General features: G+C 55.1%; 20 protein-coding genes. 8 read left to right on the top strand and 12 right to left on the bottom strand.

The window, feature by feature from the left end; all coding sequences use genetic code 11:
* Positions 1 to 10 precede the first annotated feature (10 nt).
* Positions 11 to 421, bottom strand: coding sequence for a GtrA family protein (locus DBR37_RS00285; RefSeq protein WP_124572300.1), 411 nt, complete (start codon positions 419 to 421; stop codon positions 11 to 13).
* Positions 412 to 1428 (bottom strand): glycosyltransferase family 2 protein, encoded by a 1017-nt coding sequence (locus DBR37_RS00280; RefSeq protein WP_124572299.1) that lies wholly within the window; start codon positions 1426 to 1428, stop codon positions 412 to 414. Before DBR37_RS00280 ends, DBR37_RS00285 begins: the two co-directional genes overlap by 10 nt.
* A 196-nt stretch (positions 1429 to 1624) precedes the next feature.
* On the opposite strand from DBR37_RS00280, the gene DBR37_RS00275 reads away from it, so the two are divergent.
* Positions 1625 to 3214, top strand: a complete 1590-nt coding sequence (locus tag DBR37_RS00275; protein WP_233588226.1) for a glycosyltransferase family 39 protein — start codon at positions 1625 to 1627, stop codon at positions 3212 to 3214.
* A 71-nt stretch (positions 3215 to 3285) separates the two neighbouring features.
* Here the strand turns inward: DBR37_RS00275 and pdxH are convergent, their stop codons facing one another.
* Positions 3286 to 3921 (bottom strand): pyridoxamine 5'-phosphate oxidase, encoded by a 636-nt coding sequence (gene pdxH / locus DBR37_RS00270; protein ID WP_124572297.1) that lies wholly within the window; start codon positions 3919 to 3921, stop codon positions 3286 to 3288.
* Positions 3922 to 4162: 241 nt separating this feature from the next.
* Here pdxH and tcdA point away from each other — a divergent pair, with 241 nt between their 5' ends.
* Positions 4163 to 4996, top strand: a complete 834-nt coding sequence (gene tcdA, locus DBR37_RS00265) for a tRNA cyclic N6-threonylcarbamoyladenosine(37) synthase TcdA (RefSeq protein ID WP_124572296.1) — start codon at positions 4163 to 4165, stop codon at positions 4994 to 4996.
* 10 nt (positions 4997 to 5006) lie between these two features.
* On the opposite strand, the gene DBR37_RS00260 is transcribed toward tcdA, so the two are convergent.
* The 3 genes from DBR37_RS00260 to DBR37_RS00250 all read right to left on the bottom strand — a co-directional run bounded on the left by DBR37_RS00260 (position 5007) and on the right by DBR37_RS00250 (position 7406).
* A complete protein-coding gene (locus DBR37_RS00260; RefSeq protein WP_124572295.1) occupies positions 5007 to 6059 on the bottom strand; it encodes a GMP reductase in 1053 nt (350 codons plus the stop codon).
* A 30-nt stretch (positions 6060 to 6089) separates the two neighbouring features.
* Positions 6090 to 6629, bottom strand: coding sequence for a peptide-methionine (S)-S-oxide reductase MsrA (gene msrA, locus DBR37_RS00255; RefSeq protein WP_124572294.1), 540 nt, complete (start codon positions 6627 to 6629; stop codon positions 6090 to 6092).
* Between the two features lie 150 nt (positions 6630 to 6779).
* The gene (locus DBR37_RS00250; protein WP_124572293.1) at positions 6780 to 7406 is read right to left on the bottom strand and encodes an AMP-binding protein; all 627 of its coding nucleotides are present in this window, start codon (positions 7404 to 7406) and stop codon (positions 6780 to 6782) included.
* A 111-nt stretch (positions 7407 to 7517) separates the two neighbouring features.
* Between DBR37_RS00250 and DBR37_RS00245 the strand changes: the two genes are divergently transcribed.
* Complete coding sequence (locus tag DBR37_RS00245; RefSeq protein ID WP_124572292.1) at positions 7518 to 8018, top strand: flavin reductase family protein; 501 nt, start codon at positions 7518 to 7520, stop codon at positions 8016 to 8018.
* A 27-nt stretch (positions 8019 to 8045) separates the two neighbouring features.
* Here the strand turns inward: DBR37_RS00245 and DBR37_RS00240 are convergent, their stop codons facing one another.
* The 6 genes from DBR37_RS00240 to DBR37_RS00215 all read right to left on the bottom strand — a co-directional run bounded on the left by DBR37_RS00240 (position 8046) and on the right by DBR37_RS00215 (position 14154).
* The gene (locus DBR37_RS00240; RefSeq protein ID WP_124572291.1) at positions 8046 to 9068 is read right to left on the bottom strand and encodes an L-threonylcarbamoyladenylate synthase; all 1023 of its coding nucleotides are present in this window, start codon (positions 9066 to 9068) and stop codon (positions 8046 to 8048) included.
* 20 nt (positions 9069 to 9088) lie between these two features.
* Entirely contained in the window at positions 9089 to 10288 is a 1200-nt protein-coding gene (locus DBR37_RS00235) for a 5-(carboxyamino)imidazole ribonucleotide synthase (RefSeq protein ID WP_124572290.1), read from the bottom strand.
* Entirely contained in the window at positions 10285 to 10788 is a 504-nt protein-coding gene (purE, locus tag DBR37_RS00230; RefSeq protein ID WP_124572289.1) for a 5-(carboxyamino)imidazole ribonucleotide mutase, read from the bottom strand. Before purE ends, DBR37_RS00235 begins: the two co-directional genes overlap by 4 nt.
* A 1-nt stretch (position 10789) precedes the next feature.
* Positions 10790 to 11686, bottom strand: coding sequence for a phosphoribosylaminoimidazolesuccinocarboxamide synthase (locus DBR37_RS00225; protein ID WP_124572288.1), 897 nt, complete (start codon positions 11684 to 11686; stop codon positions 10790 to 10792).
* Positions 11687 to 11781: 95 nt separating this feature from the next.
* A complete protein-coding gene (fba, locus tag DBR37_RS00220) occupies positions 11782 to 12846 on the bottom strand; it encodes a class II fructose-bisphosphate aldolase (RefSeq protein ID WP_012080695.1) in 1065 nt (354 codons plus the stop codon).
* A gap of 114 nt (positions 12847 to 12960) precedes the next feature.
* Complete coding sequence (locus DBR37_RS00215; protein WP_124572287.1) at positions 12961 to 14154, bottom strand: phosphoglycerate kinase; 1194 nt, start codon at positions 14152 to 14154, stop codon at positions 12961 to 12963.
* Between the two features lie 374 nt (positions 14155 to 14528).
* On the opposite strand from DBR37_RS00215, the gene DBR37_RS00210 reads away from it, so the two are divergent.
* The 5 genes from DBR37_RS00210 to DBR37_RS00190 all read left to right on the top strand — a co-directional run bounded on the left by DBR37_RS00210 (position 14529) and on the right by DBR37_RS00190 (position 17780).
* On the top strand, positions 14529 to 15449 hold the full coding sequence (locus DBR37_RS00210) for a branched-chain amino acid transaminase (protein WP_124572286.1): 921 nt from the start codon (positions 14529 to 14531) through the stop codon (positions 15447 to 15449).
* Between the two features lie 46 nt (positions 15450 to 15495).
* Positions 15496 to 15696, top strand: a complete 201-nt coding sequence (locus DBR37_RS00205; protein WP_124572285.1) for a zinc-finger domain-containing protein — start codon at positions 15496 to 15498, stop codon at positions 15694 to 15696.
* Positions 15697 to 15703: 7 nt separating this feature from the next.
* Complete coding sequence (locus tag DBR37_RS00200; protein ID WP_124572284.1) at positions 15704 to 16132, top strand: nuclear transport factor 2 family protein; 429 nt, start codon at positions 15704 to 15706, stop codon at positions 16130 to 16132.
* A gap of 82 nt (positions 16133 to 16214) precedes the next feature.
* Entirely contained in the window at positions 16215 to 17171 is a 957-nt protein-coding gene (locus tag DBR37_RS00195) for a YheT family hydrolase (RefSeq protein ID WP_124572283.1), read from the top strand.
* Between the two features lie 9 nt (positions 17172 to 17180).
* Entirely contained in the window at positions 17181 to 17780 is a 600-nt protein-coding gene (locus DBR37_RS00190; protein WP_124572282.1) for a DUF2946 family protein, read from the top strand.
* Positions 17781 to 17799: the final 19 nt, after the last annotated feature.

The following is a 17799-nucleotide window of genomic DNA, read 5'->3' as shown; positions in this document are numbered from 1 at the left end:
GTATCACTTCTTACGTATGTGCGGCATGGCGGAACGCCCACAGCCGGCTCAGGATATAAGTCATCACTGCCACCGTGAATACCACGATAGCCAGCGCCACGTAATAAGGCAAACCGGCATAACGCAGCAACAAATAAAACAGTAATTCATTCATGCAAAAGCCCAGCACCGCCACCGCCAGGAAACGCATAAACGATTGCCTGGCACCATTTGCATGGCTGGCAACCGCATCGGAAAAAGTCCAGTGCCGGTGGCCGAAATAACTGACCCAGAAGGCGACGATGAAGCCACCGACATTCGCCAGCAAGGGCGCAATATGCAGCAACTCGACCAGGCCGATGACCACCCAATAATGCACTGCCGCCGCCGTCAAACCGACGATGCCAAAACGCATTACCCGCAACAACTCCATCAGGCGCATGGTGTGGTGTCTTTATCGCTGGCGCTGTTTGCAGTTGTTGCAGGGCCGTTATTAATGTCATGTGCAACCACGTACAAGGGGCGTTTCTTGACCTCGTCATACACGCGCCCCAGATACTCACCCAAAACGCCAATGGAAATCAGTTGCACGCCCGAGAAGAACATCAGGCCGGCAGCCAGCGTTGACCAGCCCGGCACATCATTACCAAACAACAGTGATTCACCGGCGATCCAGAACGCATACAAGATCGCGATGATCGAAATCACAAAACCGACCATGCTCCAGATCCGTAGCGGCAAGGTGGTGAACGCGGTTACCCCGGCCATCGCCAGACGACCCAGGCTGCGGTAATTAAAACTGGACACCCCGGTCGCACGATCTGCCGGCACAAACGGCAAGGCGATGCTGCTGAAACCGACCCAGGCGTACAAGCCCTTCATGAAGCGATTCCGTTCGGGTAGCTGACGCAAGGCATCCACTACCTTCTTATCCATCAGACGAAAGTCACCGGCGTTGCGCGGGATCGTAATCGGCGAACCCGACTCCATCAGGTGATAAAACATGCCCGTGCCCCAGCGTTTCAGCAACGATTCATTGCTGCGATCGCTGATCACGCCGTACACCATGTCGATACCGTCGCGCCACAAACGCGTCATTTCGGGCAGCAGTTCAAGCGGGTGCTGGTAATCACTATCCATCAGGATCACCGCATCGCCCTGTGCCGCATCGATACCCGCCGACAACGCCGCTTCCTTGCCAAAATTGCGCGAGAAGCTGATGTAGCGCAGTCCGCCTTCATGCAACAGCGACGCCATGATCTCGTCGGTATTGTCACTGCTGCCGTCGTTAATGACGATGATTTCATAGCGCACAGCAAAGCCTGCCAGCGTCTTGCGCAAATCGCGCAAAAAGTCGGCCAGGTGGGCAGCTTCGTTATAAGCCGGGATCACACAGGAAATCAGGGCATCAGCCGGGCGATTCTTCGGGAGTGCTGGCACTGTCAACATGTAAAAAGCCTTTCGGGAGCCAATTGCAGAGCCTCTTCCAATTCTGCGAAAATCAGAGAAATATGCATGTTTTCAGAGAAAAATGAGTGCAAAGCGTTTCTTGGCAACGATTATAATTCACCACCACTATATGCAATTGCGAAACTAAGCCTGTTTCCACGCCAGATATTCATCTTTTCCTTTTTTCACGACGATGATGCCAACCCCACCAGTTTCCCCGCCCAATCAAAACAATCGGCTATTTTCGCTGAATTCATCCAATCTGGTGCCACTGGTCATCGTCCTGTTGCTGCTGCACCTGGTGTTATGGAGCGTTTTCACCGGTATCAGCCACCGCGCGCCCGACTGGGACAATATGGAAGAGCTGGTCTGGGCCAGCGGACTGGAATGGGGCTACTACAAACACCCGCCACTGCCGACCTGGATCTTGTATGGACTGGTCTCGATTTTTGGTCGTCCGGTCTGGCTGACCTTCTTCACAGGCCAGTTAAGCGTCATCCTGACACTCTGGCTGGTCTGGAAACTCGGTTGTGAAATGACGACGCAAAGCCGCGCCCTGGTCGCGACTTTGCTGGTTTCGCTGGTCGCCTACTTCACCGTACGCGGCGTCATGAATAACCACAATACGATGCAACTGTGGGCGGTAGCCGGTGCGATCTGGATGTTTTACCGCGCTACCCGCTATGACAGCATGCGTGCCTGGGCTGCGCTCGGCTTCTTCTGCGGTTGCGCCTTCCTGACCAAATACAGCGCGCTGATCCAGTTCGCCGCCTTCTTCCTGTACCTGCTGGTGACCGGTAAGCTGCTGCGTGCGCAAACCTGGAAAGGCATTTTGCTTGCAACTGTCATCCTGCTGGTAATGGTCGCGCCGCACTTGATGTGGCTGAAACAGCAAGCCGCTGGCCCGATAGCCTACGCTGGCAGCGAAATGGTACCGCTGGCAACGTATTGGCTGGAAATCAAAGACTTGTCCGGTTTCCTGGTGACCAATCTGGGACGTATCGCCGCCATGATCCTGGCAATTGCCGTGATCGCCTTCTGGGCCGGTCGCCAATATAAACTCACGCCGAAATCTGCCCGTCCGGCCAAAATCGCCAGTGAACTGGCGGCGTCGGATCGCTTCTTCCTGCTCTTCATCGGCCTGGCACCACTGGTGCTGACGCTGCTGGTGGCAGGAGCGATGAAAGTACCGCTGGCAGCGCACTGGGCAACCACCTTCTTCGTCCTGTTCGGCTTCTTTTCGTTCTGGGTCTTCCGTGCCGGTAACGATGCTGCGCTGCTGCGCAAAACCATCATCATCGTCGTCCTGTTCCAGATACTCGGCTCGGTCGGCTATGGCCTGGCGCGCGGCCCGCTGGCGGACAAATCCGGCCGTGCCAGCCGCGCTACTTTCCCGGGTGCTGAAGTTGCCCGTCAGGTGCATGCGCAATGGCAAGCCCATATGCAGACACCATTGACGCTTGTCGCCTCCGACACCTGGCTGGGCGGCAATATCGCGACCCATATCGGCCCGCAAGTACAGGTATTCATCGATGGCGACTTCCACAAGGCACCGTGGGTCAATGAAGAAAAAGCCGAGAAATGCGGGATGCTGGTGGCGATCAACCGCAGCGAAGTCAATCCTGATGACATCGGCATCGACGTGATTGCGCTGATGGCGCAATCTACCGAACACGGCACGCTGGAAATCCCGTGGACCAAGAAAGCCGGCGGCCCTACCGTAGTCGTCGAGTGGGGCATCATCCCGCCGCAAGCCAGCTGCAAGGATATTAAAGACGCGAAGTAATACCGTCTCTGAACAAACAAAAAGCCGCTTCCTCAGGACAGCGGCTTTTTGTTTGGTGACAACAGACTGAATTACGGCTGCAAACGATGCCGTTGCCACTTGCCGTCTTGATCCAGCGCATAGACGATACGGTCATGCAGGCGCGAGGCACGGCCTTGCCAAAACTCGATGTAATCCGGTTTCAAACGATAACCGCCCCAATGTTCAGGCCGTGGCGGATGTTGACCAAACTGCGCCTCCACCTCAGCATACTGCGCTTCCAATGCCGCACGATCAGCTACCGGCTGGCTTTGTGATGAAGCCAATGCGCTTAAGCGACTCTTGACCGGGCGACTCTGGAAATACTGTTCGCTCTCGGCCGCGCTGACGCGCTCTACCTTGCCTTCTATCCGCACTTCCCGCTCCAGCGGTATCCAGTGGAACAGCAAAGCTGCATGGGGGTTCTGCGCCAGCTCCCGACCTTTGCGACTGTCGTAATTGGTGAACCAGGTAAAACCGCGCTGATCGAAATCCTTGATCAGCAAAATACGCGACGACGGACGCCCATTGGCCGCCACCGTAGCGACACTCATTGCATTCGGCTCCGGCACTTCCGCCCGCAAGGCTTCATCAAACCATTTGGCAAACTGCGCAACCGGGTCCGGATCTGTATCCAGCTCCGACAAGGCTGCCTGCGTGTAATCGGTACGGATATCTGCAATCGACATACTTCTTTCTCCTGATTCTCCAGATACAAAGTGCTGCATAACGCTATGGCATGCATGTTAGTCATGCATTGTAAGACAGCGCGCATTTCCTGTCCCTGCAGCTACCTTAACCGGAGTCAGCGCCCATCTCTTTGATCCAACGCAAGCATTTCCTTGCATAGACAACAATAACAACGCCTCCAGCGCTTGCCTAAGCATCATCAAACAAAAAAGTCAGGCCGTCCTCCGTTAAAATGGCGGCATGACTTCAAATGCAGCCCCTACTCTTACCGCCGTACCCGATATCGATTTTGACCGTCGCTTCGGCGGCATTGCGCGCCTGTATGGCAGCGCCGCGCTGGAACGCTTCCGTACTGCCCATGTATGCGTCATCGGCGTCGGCGGTGTCGGCTCCTGGGTGGTCGAAGCGCTGGCCCGCAGCGCGATCGGCAAGATCACCATGATAGATCTGGATAACCTGGCGGAATCCAATATCAACCGGCAAATCCATGCACTGACCGACACGCTCGGCAAAGCCAAGGTCACCGCGCTGTCGGAACGCATCGCGCAAATCAATCCTTACTGCGTGGTCACCGAGATAGAAGACTTTCTCACCGCAGACAATCTGGAAGAAATGATAGGTGCACGTCACTACGACTACATCATTGATGCGATCGATAATGTACGCGCCAAAACCGCGCTGATCGCTTACTGCCGCAAACACGGCCTGAAGCTGGTGACGATAGGCAGTGCCGGTGGTCAGATCGATCCGACCCGCATCGAAGTACTGGATTTATGCCGCACCGAACAGGAACCTTTGCTGGCCAAGGTTCGCAAACGCCTGCGTGCCGAACACGGCTTCCCGCGCGGGACCAAGAACAAATTTGGTATTGATGCCGTGTTTTCCAGTGAGCCACTGCGCTTTCCGGAAACGGCAGAAGTATGTGCGGTTGATGGCGACGAGCAAAGCGGCATTACCGGTTTGAACTGCGCCGGCTTCGGCTCTGCGATGGTGGTAACGGCTTCGTTCGGTCTGGTCGCCGCGGCCCATGTCTTGCGCAAACTGGCAGAAGCAGCAGAACAGCCTGCTGTCTGAGCCTGTCAGCTCAGGACTTGCCAAACACCTCGTTCAACTGCTGCGTCACGCGTACAAAGGTCGTTCGCTTGGTCAGTTCCTTCAGCTTGTGCGCACCCACATAGGTACAAGCTGAACGTACACCACCGAGGATATCCTGCAGCGTATCGGCGACCGGTCCGCGATAATCGATCAGCACATCCTTGCCTTCTGCCGCACGATACTCGGCGACGCCGCCCGCATATTTTTCCATCGCGGTACGACTGCTCATGCCGTAAAAGCGTTTGAATTTCTTGCCGTCGCGTTCTATCAATTCACCTGCACTTTCATCATGCCCGGCCAGCATGCCACCCAGCATCACGAAGTCTGCGCCACCACCGAAAGCCTTGGCCAGGTCACCCGGCACCGAACAACCGCCATCGGCACAAATCTGACCACCCAGTCCATGCGCCGCATCGGCGCATTCAATTACCGCCGATAACTGCGGATAGCCAACACCCGTCATTTTGCGCGTCGTACATACCGAACCCGGCCCTATGCCAACCTTGACGATATCAGCCCCGGCCAGAATCAATTCCTCAGTGATATCACCTGTCACCACATTGCCAGCCATGATGGTCAGCTGCGGATAAGCCTTGCGCACCTTCTTGACGAAGTTGATGAAGCCCTCGGTATAGCCATTCGCGACGTCTATGCATACATACTCCAGTGTGTCGCCGGTGCGTGCCATGACGACATTCAACTTTTCAAAATCAGGCTGGCTGATGCCCATCGAATAAAACGCACCCGATGCAGGTATGCCTTTACCGTGCCGCATCAGGAAGAAGTCGGCCAGTTCATCGGCCGAATAATGCTTGTGCAAGGCCACCGACAGGCCATGACCGGACAAGGCCTGCGCCATCGCCATGGTGCCGGTGCTATCCATATTCGAAGCAATGATGGGGATACCGCGATAGGTATTGTGTGAATTGCGGAAGATGAATTCACGCGAGATATCGACATCGAGACGCGATGTCAGCGTGGAGCGTTTGGGCCGTATCAGCACATCCTTGAAATCCAGTTTGACTGACTCTTCAATATGCATGATGCGGCCCTCCTGCCTGAGATCAGCGACTTACCGCATATCTCCGCGGATTTTTTCGCTGAATGTTTTCCTGAACTTGGAAACCTTGGGTGCCACGATGAAAGCGCAATAGCCTTGCATCGGGTTCATGCGGAAATAGTTTTGATGATAATTTTCCGCCTTGTAATAAGTCTCGGCCGGACTCAGTTCAGTGACGATAGGTGCATCCCACACATTCGCCATTTCGGAAATGACATGCTTGGCCGTATCCTGTTGTTCCGGTGAGTGGAAATAAATCACCGAGCGATATTGGGTGCCGACATCATTACCCTGGCGATTCAGTGTAGTCGGATCGTGGATGGTGAAGAAGACTTCGAGAATTTCTCGGTAGCTGACGACCGCTGGATCGAAGGTCAGGCGTACGACTTCAGCATGGCCGGTCGTGCCTTCGCAGATCTGCTCATACACCGGATTCTCGACGTGACCACCGGTATAACCGGATTCAACCGCCTGCACGCCTTTAAGCTGCTGGAAGACAGCCTCGGTGCACCAAAAACACCCACCGCCCAGAGTTGCGATTTCCATTGCCATTCATAGACTCCCTTCATGTATGCCTGTGACTGTAGCGCAACTGTTGCAGCCTGCCTACCAAATTTGAGACTAATCACCGGGCATATCGCAGGCAAATAGTTGCCTATCGCCCCTTATATGGGGATTTGGCGCGGAATTTCAGCCGGAATTTCAACGAAAGATAATGGTGCCACCAGCTGTCAACGTCGATAAAACCTGTGGTGCGAATACATCATTATCAAACAGCGCTGCCCCCACCCTGAACTCTTGAGTCACTGGTGTGGTGGTCATTGATGATAGTTGCTGCAGGCTATGTTCCTCTGTGCGGAAGCGCCCATTTGCATCACGAAACAAAGTAATCAGGCTGGGCAGCTGCACGTCCTCCGTCACTACCGGCGCATGATAACTGCGGGTAGCGATCAGCGACGACAGGTTGGTGATAACCGGAACCGCAGGTGGCTGCGCAAAGCTGAGTTCATCGTCGTGCAACAAAATCTTGACCGGAATATCACGCAGGATAGTCGCACTGGCCTGCTGTAAGGATGCGTGCTCCAGGGGCAGCAAGCGTGCACCACAGCGTGCAGCAGCGATATACAGCATCAGCGCATCCTGATGGCCCCGACCCCAATACGCGACGGTATCGCCTGCCTTGACGTCCCACTCACCCTGCAGGCGCGCGGTACCACGCTCGATACGCGACCAGAACTTGCGCCAACTCACCAGACGCCGGCTGGAGCGTGAAACAATAATGCCGGTATGCGTTTTCGCACGGGCACGCAGGAATTCAAACAGGGTCATATACAGGGGTCTCCTCCGACATCATTTTATGAAAAAGCCCTATGCAACGTGAGGCGTTTTGCCATGTCACTTCCTTTTTCGGCATAATGAACGAAATTTCATGGAACATCGATGTCTATTTCTTCTTCACCTAAGGCTGCACCCGTGATGGATGCGCGCCACTTCCGTGATGCGCTCTCGCAATTTGCCACTGGCGTGACGATTATCACGACCCGTCTGGCTGACGATAGCTTTCTCGGCCTGACTGCCAGCTCCTTCAATTCCGTCTCGCTCAATCCGCCGCTGGTATTGTGGAGCCTCAACCAGGCTGCCAAAAGCATGCCGGTATTCAGCGGTAACTCGCACTACGTGATTAACGTCCTGGCGGCCGATCAGGCTGAACTGGCGATGAAATTTGCCAAACCCAGCGATGACCGCTTCGCAGGAGTGGATTACACACTATCACCTACCGGCCTGCCTATCCTGGCCGGTGTCTCGGCCTGGTTTGAATGCCATAACCGCAGCCGTTACCCGGAAGGCGATCACGTTATCTTTGTCGGCGAAGTGGAATGCTGTGATGTACGCGCACAAGCGCCATTGGTATTCCACGGCGGGCGCTTCCTGTCGGAATAACGCTACTGCTGCTTTAGTCCTGTTTCATTAATCTTGCGATAACTGCTGCAGGACGCCGAGCGAATCATGCGCAGCACGGCGCAATCTGTCATTGACCCCGCTCCATGCAGCGTCCGCCGGTGGCGTCTGCACAATGATCACATCGGCATGCACCTCATCCATCGCACGCAGTGCTGCGTACAAATCGTGGGCATAATCACCCGGTGTATTCGGTAAGCGCATATTGGCGGCAACTGGTGGAATCGCATCTGCGGCATGCTGCATCATGGCGACACTGCGGCCGCGCGTAATCAACTTTTGCACGACTGCCAGCAAATGCTCGCCATCCACCAGCACAACCGGCGTACGCGGCGCGTAATGCGCTTCCAGCGTGCCGGAAGCACGTGGTGCCCCCTGATCCGGCAACGCAGGTACAGACCCGATGACTTCTGCAATTTGCGCCGCACTGATATGTCCTGGGCGCAGCAGCACCGCATGACCACGCGACATATCAACGATAGTCGATTCGATACCGACATCGCTTTGTCCACCGTCCAGTATGCAAGTCAGCAAGCTATTTGCATCATTACCGAACTCATTACGCACATGCTCTGCGGTAGTCGGACTAACGTGACCGAATTTATTTGCCGAAGGGGCAGCGACGCCGCCCTTGCCATCCTTGAAGGTACGCAGCAAAGCCTGCGCCACCGGATGTGACGGGCAACGCAAACCGATCGAATCCTGTCCACCCGATACGGTGTCCGGAATATGAGCAGCGCGTTTCAGGATAAGGGTGAGCGGACCAGGCCAGAAGGCCCCGATCAGTTTCTGTGCATCAGACGACACCGACTGCGCCCAATAACTCAGGTCAGCTTCCGGTGCCAGGTGCACAATGACGGGATGGTTCGACGGGCGACCTTTGGCCGCATAGATATTCGCTACCGCGGCCGGGTTTTCTGCATCCGCACCGAGACCGTAAACAGTCTCGGTAGGGAATGCGACCAGCTCGCCCTGCTCCAGCCTGCGAGCTGCGTCGCGTATCGCCGGCCAGTCCAGTTTCTCTTCAGGCATGGATAACTTCGTCAGTGCAATCAGGCAGCGATGCCGAGGATGTCACAGGCTTTGCGCAAGTTGGTTTGCGCTTCTTCCAGTGTCGCTGCAACAAAGGTGATGTGACCCATCTTGCGCGCGCGGCGTGCCGTATCTTTGCCGTACAGGTGCAGGTTCGCACCCGGCAAGGCCAGCACTTTATCCCATGCCGGTTCACGTGCTTCGTCGGAATTACCTTCGAACCAGATGTCGCCCAGGATGTTCAGCATTGCGGCCGGCGAGTGTTGACGCACGTCACCCAAAGGCAAACGCGCCATCGCTCGCGCCTGTTGCGCAAACTGGCTAGTGATGCAGGCGTCGATGGTGTAGTGGCCGCTATTGTGCGGACGCGGCGCCATTTCATTGACGACCAGCGAACCATCGGTCAGTACGAAAAATTCTATGCACAGCACGCCGACATAACCGAGTTGCTCGATCACAGCCAGCGTTGCCGCTTGTGCTTTCTCGGCAGAAGCCTTGGTGATGTTAGGACCTGGTACCGTGGTGGTAAACAGGATGCCGTTGCGATGGACGTTTTCCGCAATCGGATACACCACTGCCTTGCCGTCCGCACCACGCGCAGCCAGCACCGAGATTTCATACGCCAGCGGCAACATTTTTTCCAGCACGCAGGCAACGCCATTCATGCCGGCATAGGCAGTATGCAACTCCTCACGTGTCTTGACGCGAACCTGACCCTTGCCGTCGTAACCCATACGCACCGTTTTCAGGATGCCGGGCAATAAATCATCAGGTACGGCATCGACATCAGCAGTCGAATTGATTTCTTTATGCGAAGCCGGGAACACGCCCGAAGTCGTCGCGCATTCGATAAAGAAACGCTTCTCTGCCATACGATCCTGCGCAATCGAGACGCAATCGGCGGATGGCGCAACAAAGGTACGCTCAGCCAGGTACGCCAGGCTCTTGGCCGAGACATTTTCAAATTCAGTCGTGACAGCCGCGCATTGCCCCGCCAGTTTGCTCAGGGCTTCACTATCGGTGTAATCCGCGCAATGCAAAAAATCAGCAGCGTGGCTGGCCGGGCAATCAAGTGCTGGCTCCAGCACCGCGACCTTGAAGCCCATTTGTTGTGCAGCATGTGCAAACATACGGCCGAGCTGGCCACCACCCATCACACCCAGCCAGGTGCCAGGTGTTGCGGATGGATTCAAAGGCGGGAGTTGTTTCGGTGTGCTCATGTCGGCAGGGTCATTTCTACAGCGATTTGCGTTTGCTTGGCGCGGAATTCTTCCAGGCTGGCAGCCAGTTTATCGTCAGTGGTAGCGAGGATAGCGATCGCCGCCAATGCAGCATTCGCCGCACCTGCTTCACCAATCGCAAACGTCGAAACCGGGATGCCTTTCGGCATCTGCACGATGGACAGCAGGGAATCTTCGCCACGCAGGTATTTGGATGGAACTGGCACACCGAGCACAGGCACGATGGTTTTGGCCGCTACCATGCCCGGCAAGTGCGCGGCACCGCCGGCACCGGCGATGATGGCGCGCAAGCCGCGGCTGCGTGCCGACTCAGCGTAGGCAAACATTTGATCCGGCATGCGATGCGCGGAGATCACCTGGGCTTCATGTGCAATCCCGAATTCCTTCAGGATCGCTACTGCGTGCTGCATCACATCCCAGTCGGAAGAGGAGCCCATGATTACGCCAACCACTGGCTTGGTCGTCAATGCGTCTGCCATATCAGCCTTTCAGTTCTTCACCGGTCAAACGGGTCAGTGCTTCGCGATACTTGGCACCGGTTTTTTCGATGACGTCAGCAGGCAATGCCGGTGCTGGCGCTGTCTTTTTCCATTCGGTCAGTGTTTCCAGGTAATCACGTACGAATTGCTTGTCGAACGATGGTGGCGAAATGCCGGTAGCATACGAATCAGCAGGCCAGAAACGCGACGAGTCCGCGGTCAGCACTTCATCCATCAGGTGCAGGGTACCGTCTTTATCCAGACCGAACTCAAATTTGGTATCGGCAATGATGATGCCGCGCGTTGCTGCGTAGTCGGCAGCAGTTTTGTACAGCTTGATGCTGACGTCGCGAATTTTGTTGGCCAGTTCTTTACCGATACGCTGTTCCATGTCAGCGAAGGTGATGTTTTCGTCATGCTCACCCATCTCTGCTTTCGCCGCTGGCGTGAAAATCGGCTCAGGCAGTTTTTCTGCCTGCTTCAGGCCAGCTGGCAAAGCCACGCCACAGACTGCGCCGCTCGCTTTGTAATCGTTCCAGCCGGAACCGATCAGGTAACCACGCACCACTGCTTCCACCAGTATCGGCTGCAGGCGCTTGGCGACCACTGCACGATTCTTTACTTGCGCCACTTCGTCTGGTGCCACCACCGATTCAGGTGCGATACCAGTCAAATGATTCGGCACGATATCTTTCAGTTTCTCGAACCAGAAATCAGACATCTGATTCAGCACCTGACCTTTGGTCGGAATCGGTTCGTTCATCACCACGTCGAATGCGGACAAACGATCACTGGTAACGATCAGAATTTTGTCGTCGCCAACCGCATAATTTTCGCGAACCTTGCCGCGACCGAGTAAAGGCAATGAAGTAATGGTGGATTGATACAGACTAGTCATGACGTTTCCATAAATCTGAAACGGCGATTCCAGGAATCGCCGATGGTGGGTATGCACTACCAAATAATTGCAGCAAACAATTTGCTGCCTACACTTTACTGAATGATTTGCGCCAGTTCGCCTTTTTTGTACTTCTCTGCGATTTTGTCCAAAGGCAGCGGCTTGATCTTGGCTGCCTGTCCTTCGCAACCGAATGCCAGGAAACGCGCCTTACATACTTGCTTGGCCGCTTCACGCGCTGGTTTCAGGTAATCGCGCGGATCGAACTTGGATGGATTCTCGATGAAGTAACGACGGATAGCACCGGTCATCGCGAGACGGATATCGGTATCGATATTGATCTTGCGCACGCCGTTCTTGATGCCTTCCTGAATTTCTTCTACCGGTACACCGTAGGTTTCTTTCATGTCGCCGCCGAACTCGCGGATTTCCGCCAGCAATTCTTGCGGTACCGAAGACGAACCGTGCATCACCAGATGGGTGTTAGGAATGCGGGTATGGATTTCACGGATACGTTCGATCGCGAGGATGTCACCGGTAGGCTTCTTGGTGAACTTGTATGCGCCGTGCGAAGTACCAATCGCGATAGCCAGTGCATCACATTGGGTTTTCTTGACGAAGTCTGCTGCCTGCTCCACGTCGGTCAACAACTGTTCGCGTGTCATTTTGCCGTCGGCACCGTGACCGTCTTCCTTGTCGCCCATCATGGTTTCCAGCGAGCCGAGTACACCCAGCTCTGCTTCTACCGTGACGCCGATCGCGTGCGAAAACTCGACGACCTTGCGCGATACTTCAACGTTGTATTCATAGCTGGCAACCGATTTGCCGTCTTCATTCAGGGAGCCGTCCATCATCACCGAGGTGAAACCGGAACGGATCGCTGCCATACAGACTGCCGGCGACTGGCCGTGATCCTGGTGCATGACGACAGGAATATGCGGGTAAGCTTCGACTGCTGCTTCAATCAGGTGACGCAGGAATGGTTCGCCCGCATATTTACGTGCGCCAGCGGATGCCTGCATGATTACCGGTGCGCCGACTTCATTCGCCGCTTCCATGATGGCCGTGACCTGTTCAAGGTTGTTGACGTTGAACGCGGGCAGACCGTAGCCGTTTTCGGCTGCGTGGTCGAGTAATTGACGCATGGATACGAGAGGCATGGTAATTCTCCAAAATCAGTAAAAGGTTCAACAGTAATTCGGTACTGCTGCAATTTTCTTTAAAAATAATCAGCGGAAGGCACGCAACAAATCGCATGCTTCCGTTTGCTACATTCAGCCTTGTGCGCGTTCTTCCAGGATAGCGACCGCAGGCAGGGCTTTACCTTCGAGAAATTCGAGGAAGGCACCGCCACCAGTCGAGATATAGCCGATCTTGTCAGCGATATCGTACTTGGCAATCGCCGCCAGGGTATCGCCGCCGCCAGCCACTGAAAAGCCCCGGGATTCCGCAATCGCGTAGGCCAGGGTTTTGGTGCCGTTGGCGAACTGGTCGAATTCAAATACGCCGACCGGACCATTCCAGACGATAGTGCCAGCCTGTGCAATTTGTTGAGCCAGCAAGTCTGCAGTTTTCGGACCGATGTCGAGGATCATGTCGTCATCCGCCACATCAGCCACATCCTTGACGGTTGCCGCAGCCGTTGGCGCAAATTCTTTCGCGCATACGACGTCAACCGGAATAGGCACTGATGCACCACGTCGAGCCATCATGTCGATGATGGCTTTGGCATCAGCCACCAGATCCGCTTCGGCCAGCGACTTGCCGATTTTCAGGCCGGCAGCCAGCATGAAGGTATTCGCAATACCGCCACCGACGATCAACTGATCGACCTTATCAGCCAGGGTTTTCAGGATGGTCAACTTGGTCGAAACCTTGGAACCGGCGACGATCGCAACCAGCGGACTGGCAGGTGCAAACAGTGCCTTGCCCAATGCATCCAGCTCGGCTGCCAGCAACGGACCCGCGCAGGCTACCGGCGCATATTTGGCAACACCATGTGTCGTTGCTTCAGCGCGATGGGCGGTACCGAATGCATCGTTGACGTAGACGTCGCACAAGGCGGCTATCTTTTGCGCGAGTGCATCATCGTTCTTTTTCTCGCCTTTATTAACGCGGCAGTTTTCCAGCAAGACTACCTGGCCCGGCGCAACATCTACACCGTCTACCCAGTTTTGCTGCAACGCGACCGGCTGCCCCAGCAATTCGGACAAACGTTGCGCAATCGGCGCCAGCGTATCAGCAGGCTTGAATTCACCTTCGACCGGACGTCCCAGATGCGACGTCACCATGACCGCGGCACCTGCCTGCAAAGCCTGCTGTATCGCCGGCACTGAGGCGCGAATACGCGTGTCTTCTGTAATATTGCCTGTGCTGTCTTGCGGCACGTTGAGATCGGCACGGATAAAAACGCGCTTGCCCTGCAGTTCACCACGCGCGATCAGGTCGCTCAATCTTTTAAATTGCATGTGCTCGTAAATTGGAGGGTTAAAGATGGAAAATCAGAAAGACCGCTATTTTACCGCACCAGATGCCGCAAAAACCTTGGTTTTATGCCTAGTTTCAGCTTGAAAAAGGGCAAAAAGGGTGATCCGGACGGAAAACAGAGGTCGCATATTAAGGAAATTACCGCGATGCAGCAAATCCCACGGTTAGAAGCACCTGCTTCGAATTGATTCAATTTTTACAACAAAAAATATTTTTCGCCGTATCCGCCTTGTTCTGCCGACGGCGACCTGCACTCAAAACCACAATATTTCGCGCAAGAATGTCCATGATCATTCTTTCTGGATAGCCGAATCCGTTAAAATCGAGGTCTTGCACAATTACTGGAGATCCCGAAATGTCGATGTCTGATCGCGACGGCAAAATTTGGAAAGACGGCAAATTAATCGACTGGCGCGATGCAACCGTTCATTTATTGACCCATACACTGCACTACGGCATGGGTGTGTTTGAAGGCGTGCGCGCTTACAAAACAGACAAAGGCACGGCGATTTTCCGCCTGCGCGAACATACCGAACGTCTGTTTAACTCCGCCAAGATTTTTCAGCTGAAAATTCCATTTGATGTGGAAACAGTGATGGAAGCGCAATTGCAAGTGGTCCGCGAAAACAAGCTGGAAACCTGCTATCTGCGCCCATTGGTCTGGATCGGCGACGAAAAACTCGGCATCTCTGCCAAAGGCAACACCATACATATCGCGATCGCGGCCTGGCCGTGGGGCGCTTATCTGGGCGAAGACGGCCTGAACAAAGGCATACGCGTCAAAACCTCTTCGTTCACCCGCCACCATGTCAATGTCTCGCTGGTACGCGCCAAGGCTTGCGGTTACTACATCAACTCCATCCTGGCAAACCAGGAAGCACTGACCGACGGCTACGACGAAGCACTGCTGCTGGACACCGACGGTTATGTATCCGAAGGCTCCGGCGAAAACGTCTTCATCGTCAAAAACGGCAAACTCTATACACCAGACCTGGCATCCTGCCTCGACGGTATCACCCGCGACGCAGTCCTGACCATGGCACGTGACCTCGGTATCGAAGTCATCGAAAAACGCATCACCCGTGACGAAATGTATTGCTGCGATGAAGCCTTCTTCACCGGCACTGCCGCAGAGGTCACACCGATACGCGAACTCGACAACCGCCAGATCGGTGACGGCAAACGCGGCCCGGTCACGACCAGGCTGCAATCGCTGTTCTTTGATGTGGTCGCTGGTAAAGCGCCGCAATACAGCCATTGGCTGACCATCGTTTAAATATAAACAAGCATCAAGACTACAACCTAGTAATCCGGAGAATGAAATGACAGAAGCAAACAAGGGCACCTCAGCAATCGAACTGGACGGCAAGGATTTGCCAGCCTACTGCCCTAACCCGGCGATGCCGGCCTGGAGCTCGCATCCACGCGTGTTCCTGGAGTTGTCCCACGGCGGTGAAGCAAAATGCCCGTACTGCGGCACCGTATATCGCCTGAAACCAGGCGCAGTCGTACACCACCACTAAGACCATCATGCCCAAAGCCCGCAAACAGTTCGGTACCGCAGACGACATCGAAGTCGCTCTTTACGATGCTATCGGCCGTGCCGATCTGGATGCACTCATGGCTTTGTGGGCAGATGACGAAGAAATCGTCTGCATCCACCCTGACGGCACGCGCTTGATCGGTTACGCCGCCATCCGTGCCTCATGGGAGGAAATCTTCACACGCGGCGGCGTACATATCCGTCCGACCCAGTTGCACACATCACAGAACACGATGAATGCCGTGCACAATCTGATCGAAGCCGTCAACACGACAGACGATCGCGACATCCATATCATCGCCACCAACGTATATATCAAAACGCCACTCGGTTGGCGCATCGTGTTGCACCACGCTTCGATCGCACCAGGCAAACCACGCGTTGAACTGGCGCACAGCAGCAACGTGTTGCACTAATCGCAGCGCTTGTTCCCGGGCTGCAACGAATCCATCTACCCGCCGCGCATGACGCATCAGAATTTCCAGGACTAAGCTAGCAATGAACTACCCCGCTCCATGCTGGCTGCCCGGCGGCCATCTGCAAACCATCTATCCGGCCAAATGCATCAGCAAACCTGAAGTCAGCTACCGGCGTGAACGCTGGGATACGCCGGACGGCGATTTCATCGATCTGGATTTTGTAGACGGTCGTAAAGACCTGCCTTTCATCGTCTTGTTCCACGGCCTGGAAGGTTCATCCAACAGCCACTACGCACGTGCGTTGATGGCGCACATCAGCAGCCTCGGCTGGTCCGGAGCGGTGGTGCACTTCCGTGGTTGTTCGGGTGAACTGAATCGTGCACCGCGCTTCTATCATTCCGGCGATGCACCTGAAATCAACTGGATACTGCGGCGCCTGGTGCCTTATGCCCGCACACGCGGCGCCGGCAAGTTCTATGCGACCGGTGTTTCGCTGGGTGCGAATGCATTGCTGCGCTGGCTGGGCGAATCTCAGCATCAGGCTGAAATCGTCGATGCCGCTTGCGCCGTGTCTGCACCGCTCGACCTGGCTGGCGGCGGCGGTGCACTCTCGCGCGGTTTCAATATGATTTACACGCGCGTCTTCCTTGAAACACTGAAGCCGAAATGCGTCGCCAAACTGGCGCAATTTCCCGGCCTCTTTAATCGTGACGCCATGCTGCAATCGCGCGATCTGTACGCCTTCGATAATATCGTGACAGCACCGCTGCACGGCTACCTTAGCACCGAAGACTACTGGCACCGCGCCAGCGCCAAGCACGTATTGAAAGACATTACAGTACCTACGCTGGTACTGAATGCGCGCAACGATCCCTTCCTGCCCGCAAAATATTTACCATCCAAAGCATCGGATAAAGTCACACTGGAATATCCTGCACATGGCGGCCATGTCGGCTTTGCCGTCGGCTCGATACCGGGTAAATTGAACTGGCTGCCGCAGCGTATGGTCAGATTTCTGGAAGGTAGCGCTGCCTGAGGAGGTGGAATGGATACTGTCGTTGCACAAGCTTTGGCCAAATGGCCGAATGTCCCGCATTGCTATGGCTGGCTGGCACTGGATGCGCGCGGCAACTGGCGCATGCGGAATGAAGCTGCGCAAGCGCAGCACCTGCCCGGCGACAAAATCGTCCATCCCGCTTTAATCGGCTTCATACAACGCAACTACACTTGTGACGCGCAAGGTCGTTACTATTTCCAGAACGGTCCGCAGCGCGTGTATGTCGACCTCGAAATCGCGCCTTATATCGCGCACACCAATCCTGCTCAAGGTTTCATCCTGCACACGGGCCTGCCACTGGAGCACATCAGTGCAGCCTATCTGAGTACGATGGGGAGATTGTTTCTGCTTGGCGACGACAAATTCGCCGCGCTGGACGACAGGGATATGGCGCTATGTCTGCCGCACATCCAACTGGAAAATCGCCCTATTAAAGATGAAGAATTGCTGGGCTGGCTGGCACACGAAGGAAAGACCGGCGCTTTAAGTTTGCAAACCAAATCGGGCAATATAAGCCTGCATTACATCAAGGATGACGAGCTGAGTATCCGCTTCCGTTTCATACGTCAGCCGCGCGCTGCAGACTGAGCATTGCCGGGCAGAGGCA

Origin of the sequence: Herminiimonas sp. KBW02, from assembly GCF_003852535.1 — a bacterium.
GTDB lineage: Bacteria > Pseudomonadota > Gammaproteobacteria > Burkholderiales > Burkholderiaceae_D > Oxalicibacterium.
This window is presented reverse-complemented; position numbering and strand designations above follow the sequence as displayed.

Coding starts and splice junctions, on each gene's coding strand:
- DBR37_RS00285 (WP_124572300.1), bottom strand. CDS start 421: ATGCGCCTGATGGAGTTGTTGCGGGTAATGCGTTTTGGCATCGTCGGT.
- DBR37_RS00280 (WP_124572299.1), bottom strand. CDS start 1,428: ATGTTGACAGTGCCAGCACTCCCGAAGAATCGCCCGGCTGATGCCCTG.
- DBR37_RS00275 (WP_233588226.1), top strand. CDS start 1,625: ATGCCAACCCCACCAGTTTCCCCGCCCAATCAAAACAATCGGCTATTT.
- pdxH (WP_124572297.1), bottom strand. CDS start 3,921: ATGTCGATTGCAGATATCCGTACCGATTACACGCAGGCAGCCTTGTCG.
- tcdA (WP_124572296.1), top strand. CDS start 4,163: ATGACTTCAAATGCAGCCCCTACTCTTACCGCCGTACCCGATATCGAT.
- DBR37_RS00260 (WP_124572295.1), bottom strand. CDS start 6,059: ATGCATATTGAAGAGTCAGTCAAACTGGATTTCAAGGATGTGCTGATA.
- msrA (WP_124572294.1), bottom strand. CDS start 6,629: ATGGCAATGGAAATCGCAACTCTGGGCGGTGGGTGTTTTTGGTGCACC.
- DBR37_RS00250 (WP_124572293.1), bottom strand. CDS start 7,406: ATGACCCTGTTTGAATTCCTGCGTGCCCGTGCGAAAACGCATACCGGC.
- DBR37_RS00245 (WP_124572292.1), top strand. CDS start 7,518: ATGTCTATTTCTTCTTCACCTAAGGCTGCACCCGTGATGGATGCGCGC.
- DBR37_RS00240 (WP_124572291.1), bottom strand. CDS start 9,068: ATGCCTGAAGAGAAACTGGACTGGCCGGCGATACGCGACGCAGCTCGC.
- DBR37_RS00235 (WP_124572290.1), bottom strand. CDS start 10,288: ATGAGCACACCGAAACAACTCCCGCCTTTGAATCCATCCGCAACACCT.
- purE (WP_124572289.1), bottom strand. CDS start 10,788: ATGGCAGACGCATTGACGACCAAGCCAGTGGTTGGCGTAATCATGGGC.
- DBR37_RS00225 (WP_124572288.1), bottom strand. CDS start 11,686: ATGACTAGTCTGTATCAATCCACCATTACTTCATTGCCTTTACTCGGT.
- fba (WP_012080695.1), bottom strand. CDS start 12,846: ATGCCTCTCGTATCCATGCGTCAATTACTCGACCACGCAGCCGAAAAC.
- DBR37_RS00215 (WP_124572287.1), bottom strand. CDS start 14,154: ATGCAATTTAAAAGATTGAGCGACCTGATCGCGCGTGGTGAACTGCAG.
- DBR37_RS00210 (WP_124572286.1), top strand. CDS start 14,529: ATGTCGATGTCTGATCGCGACGGCAAAATTTGGAAAGACGGCAAATTA.
- DBR37_RS00205 (WP_124572285.1), top strand. CDS start 15,496: ATGACAGAAGCAAACAAGGGCACCTCAGCAATCGAACTGGACGGCAAG.
- DBR37_RS00200 (WP_124572284.1), top strand. CDS start 15,704: ATGCCCAAAGCCCGCAAACAGTTCGGTACCGCAGACGACATCGAAGTC.
- DBR37_RS00195 (WP_124572283.1), top strand. CDS start 16,215: ATGAACTACCCCGCTCCATGCTGGCTGCCCGGCGGCCATCTGCAAACC.
- DBR37_RS00190 (WP_124572282.1), top strand. CDS start 17,181: ATGGATACTGTCGTTGCACAAGCTTTGGCCAAATGGCCGAATGTCCCG.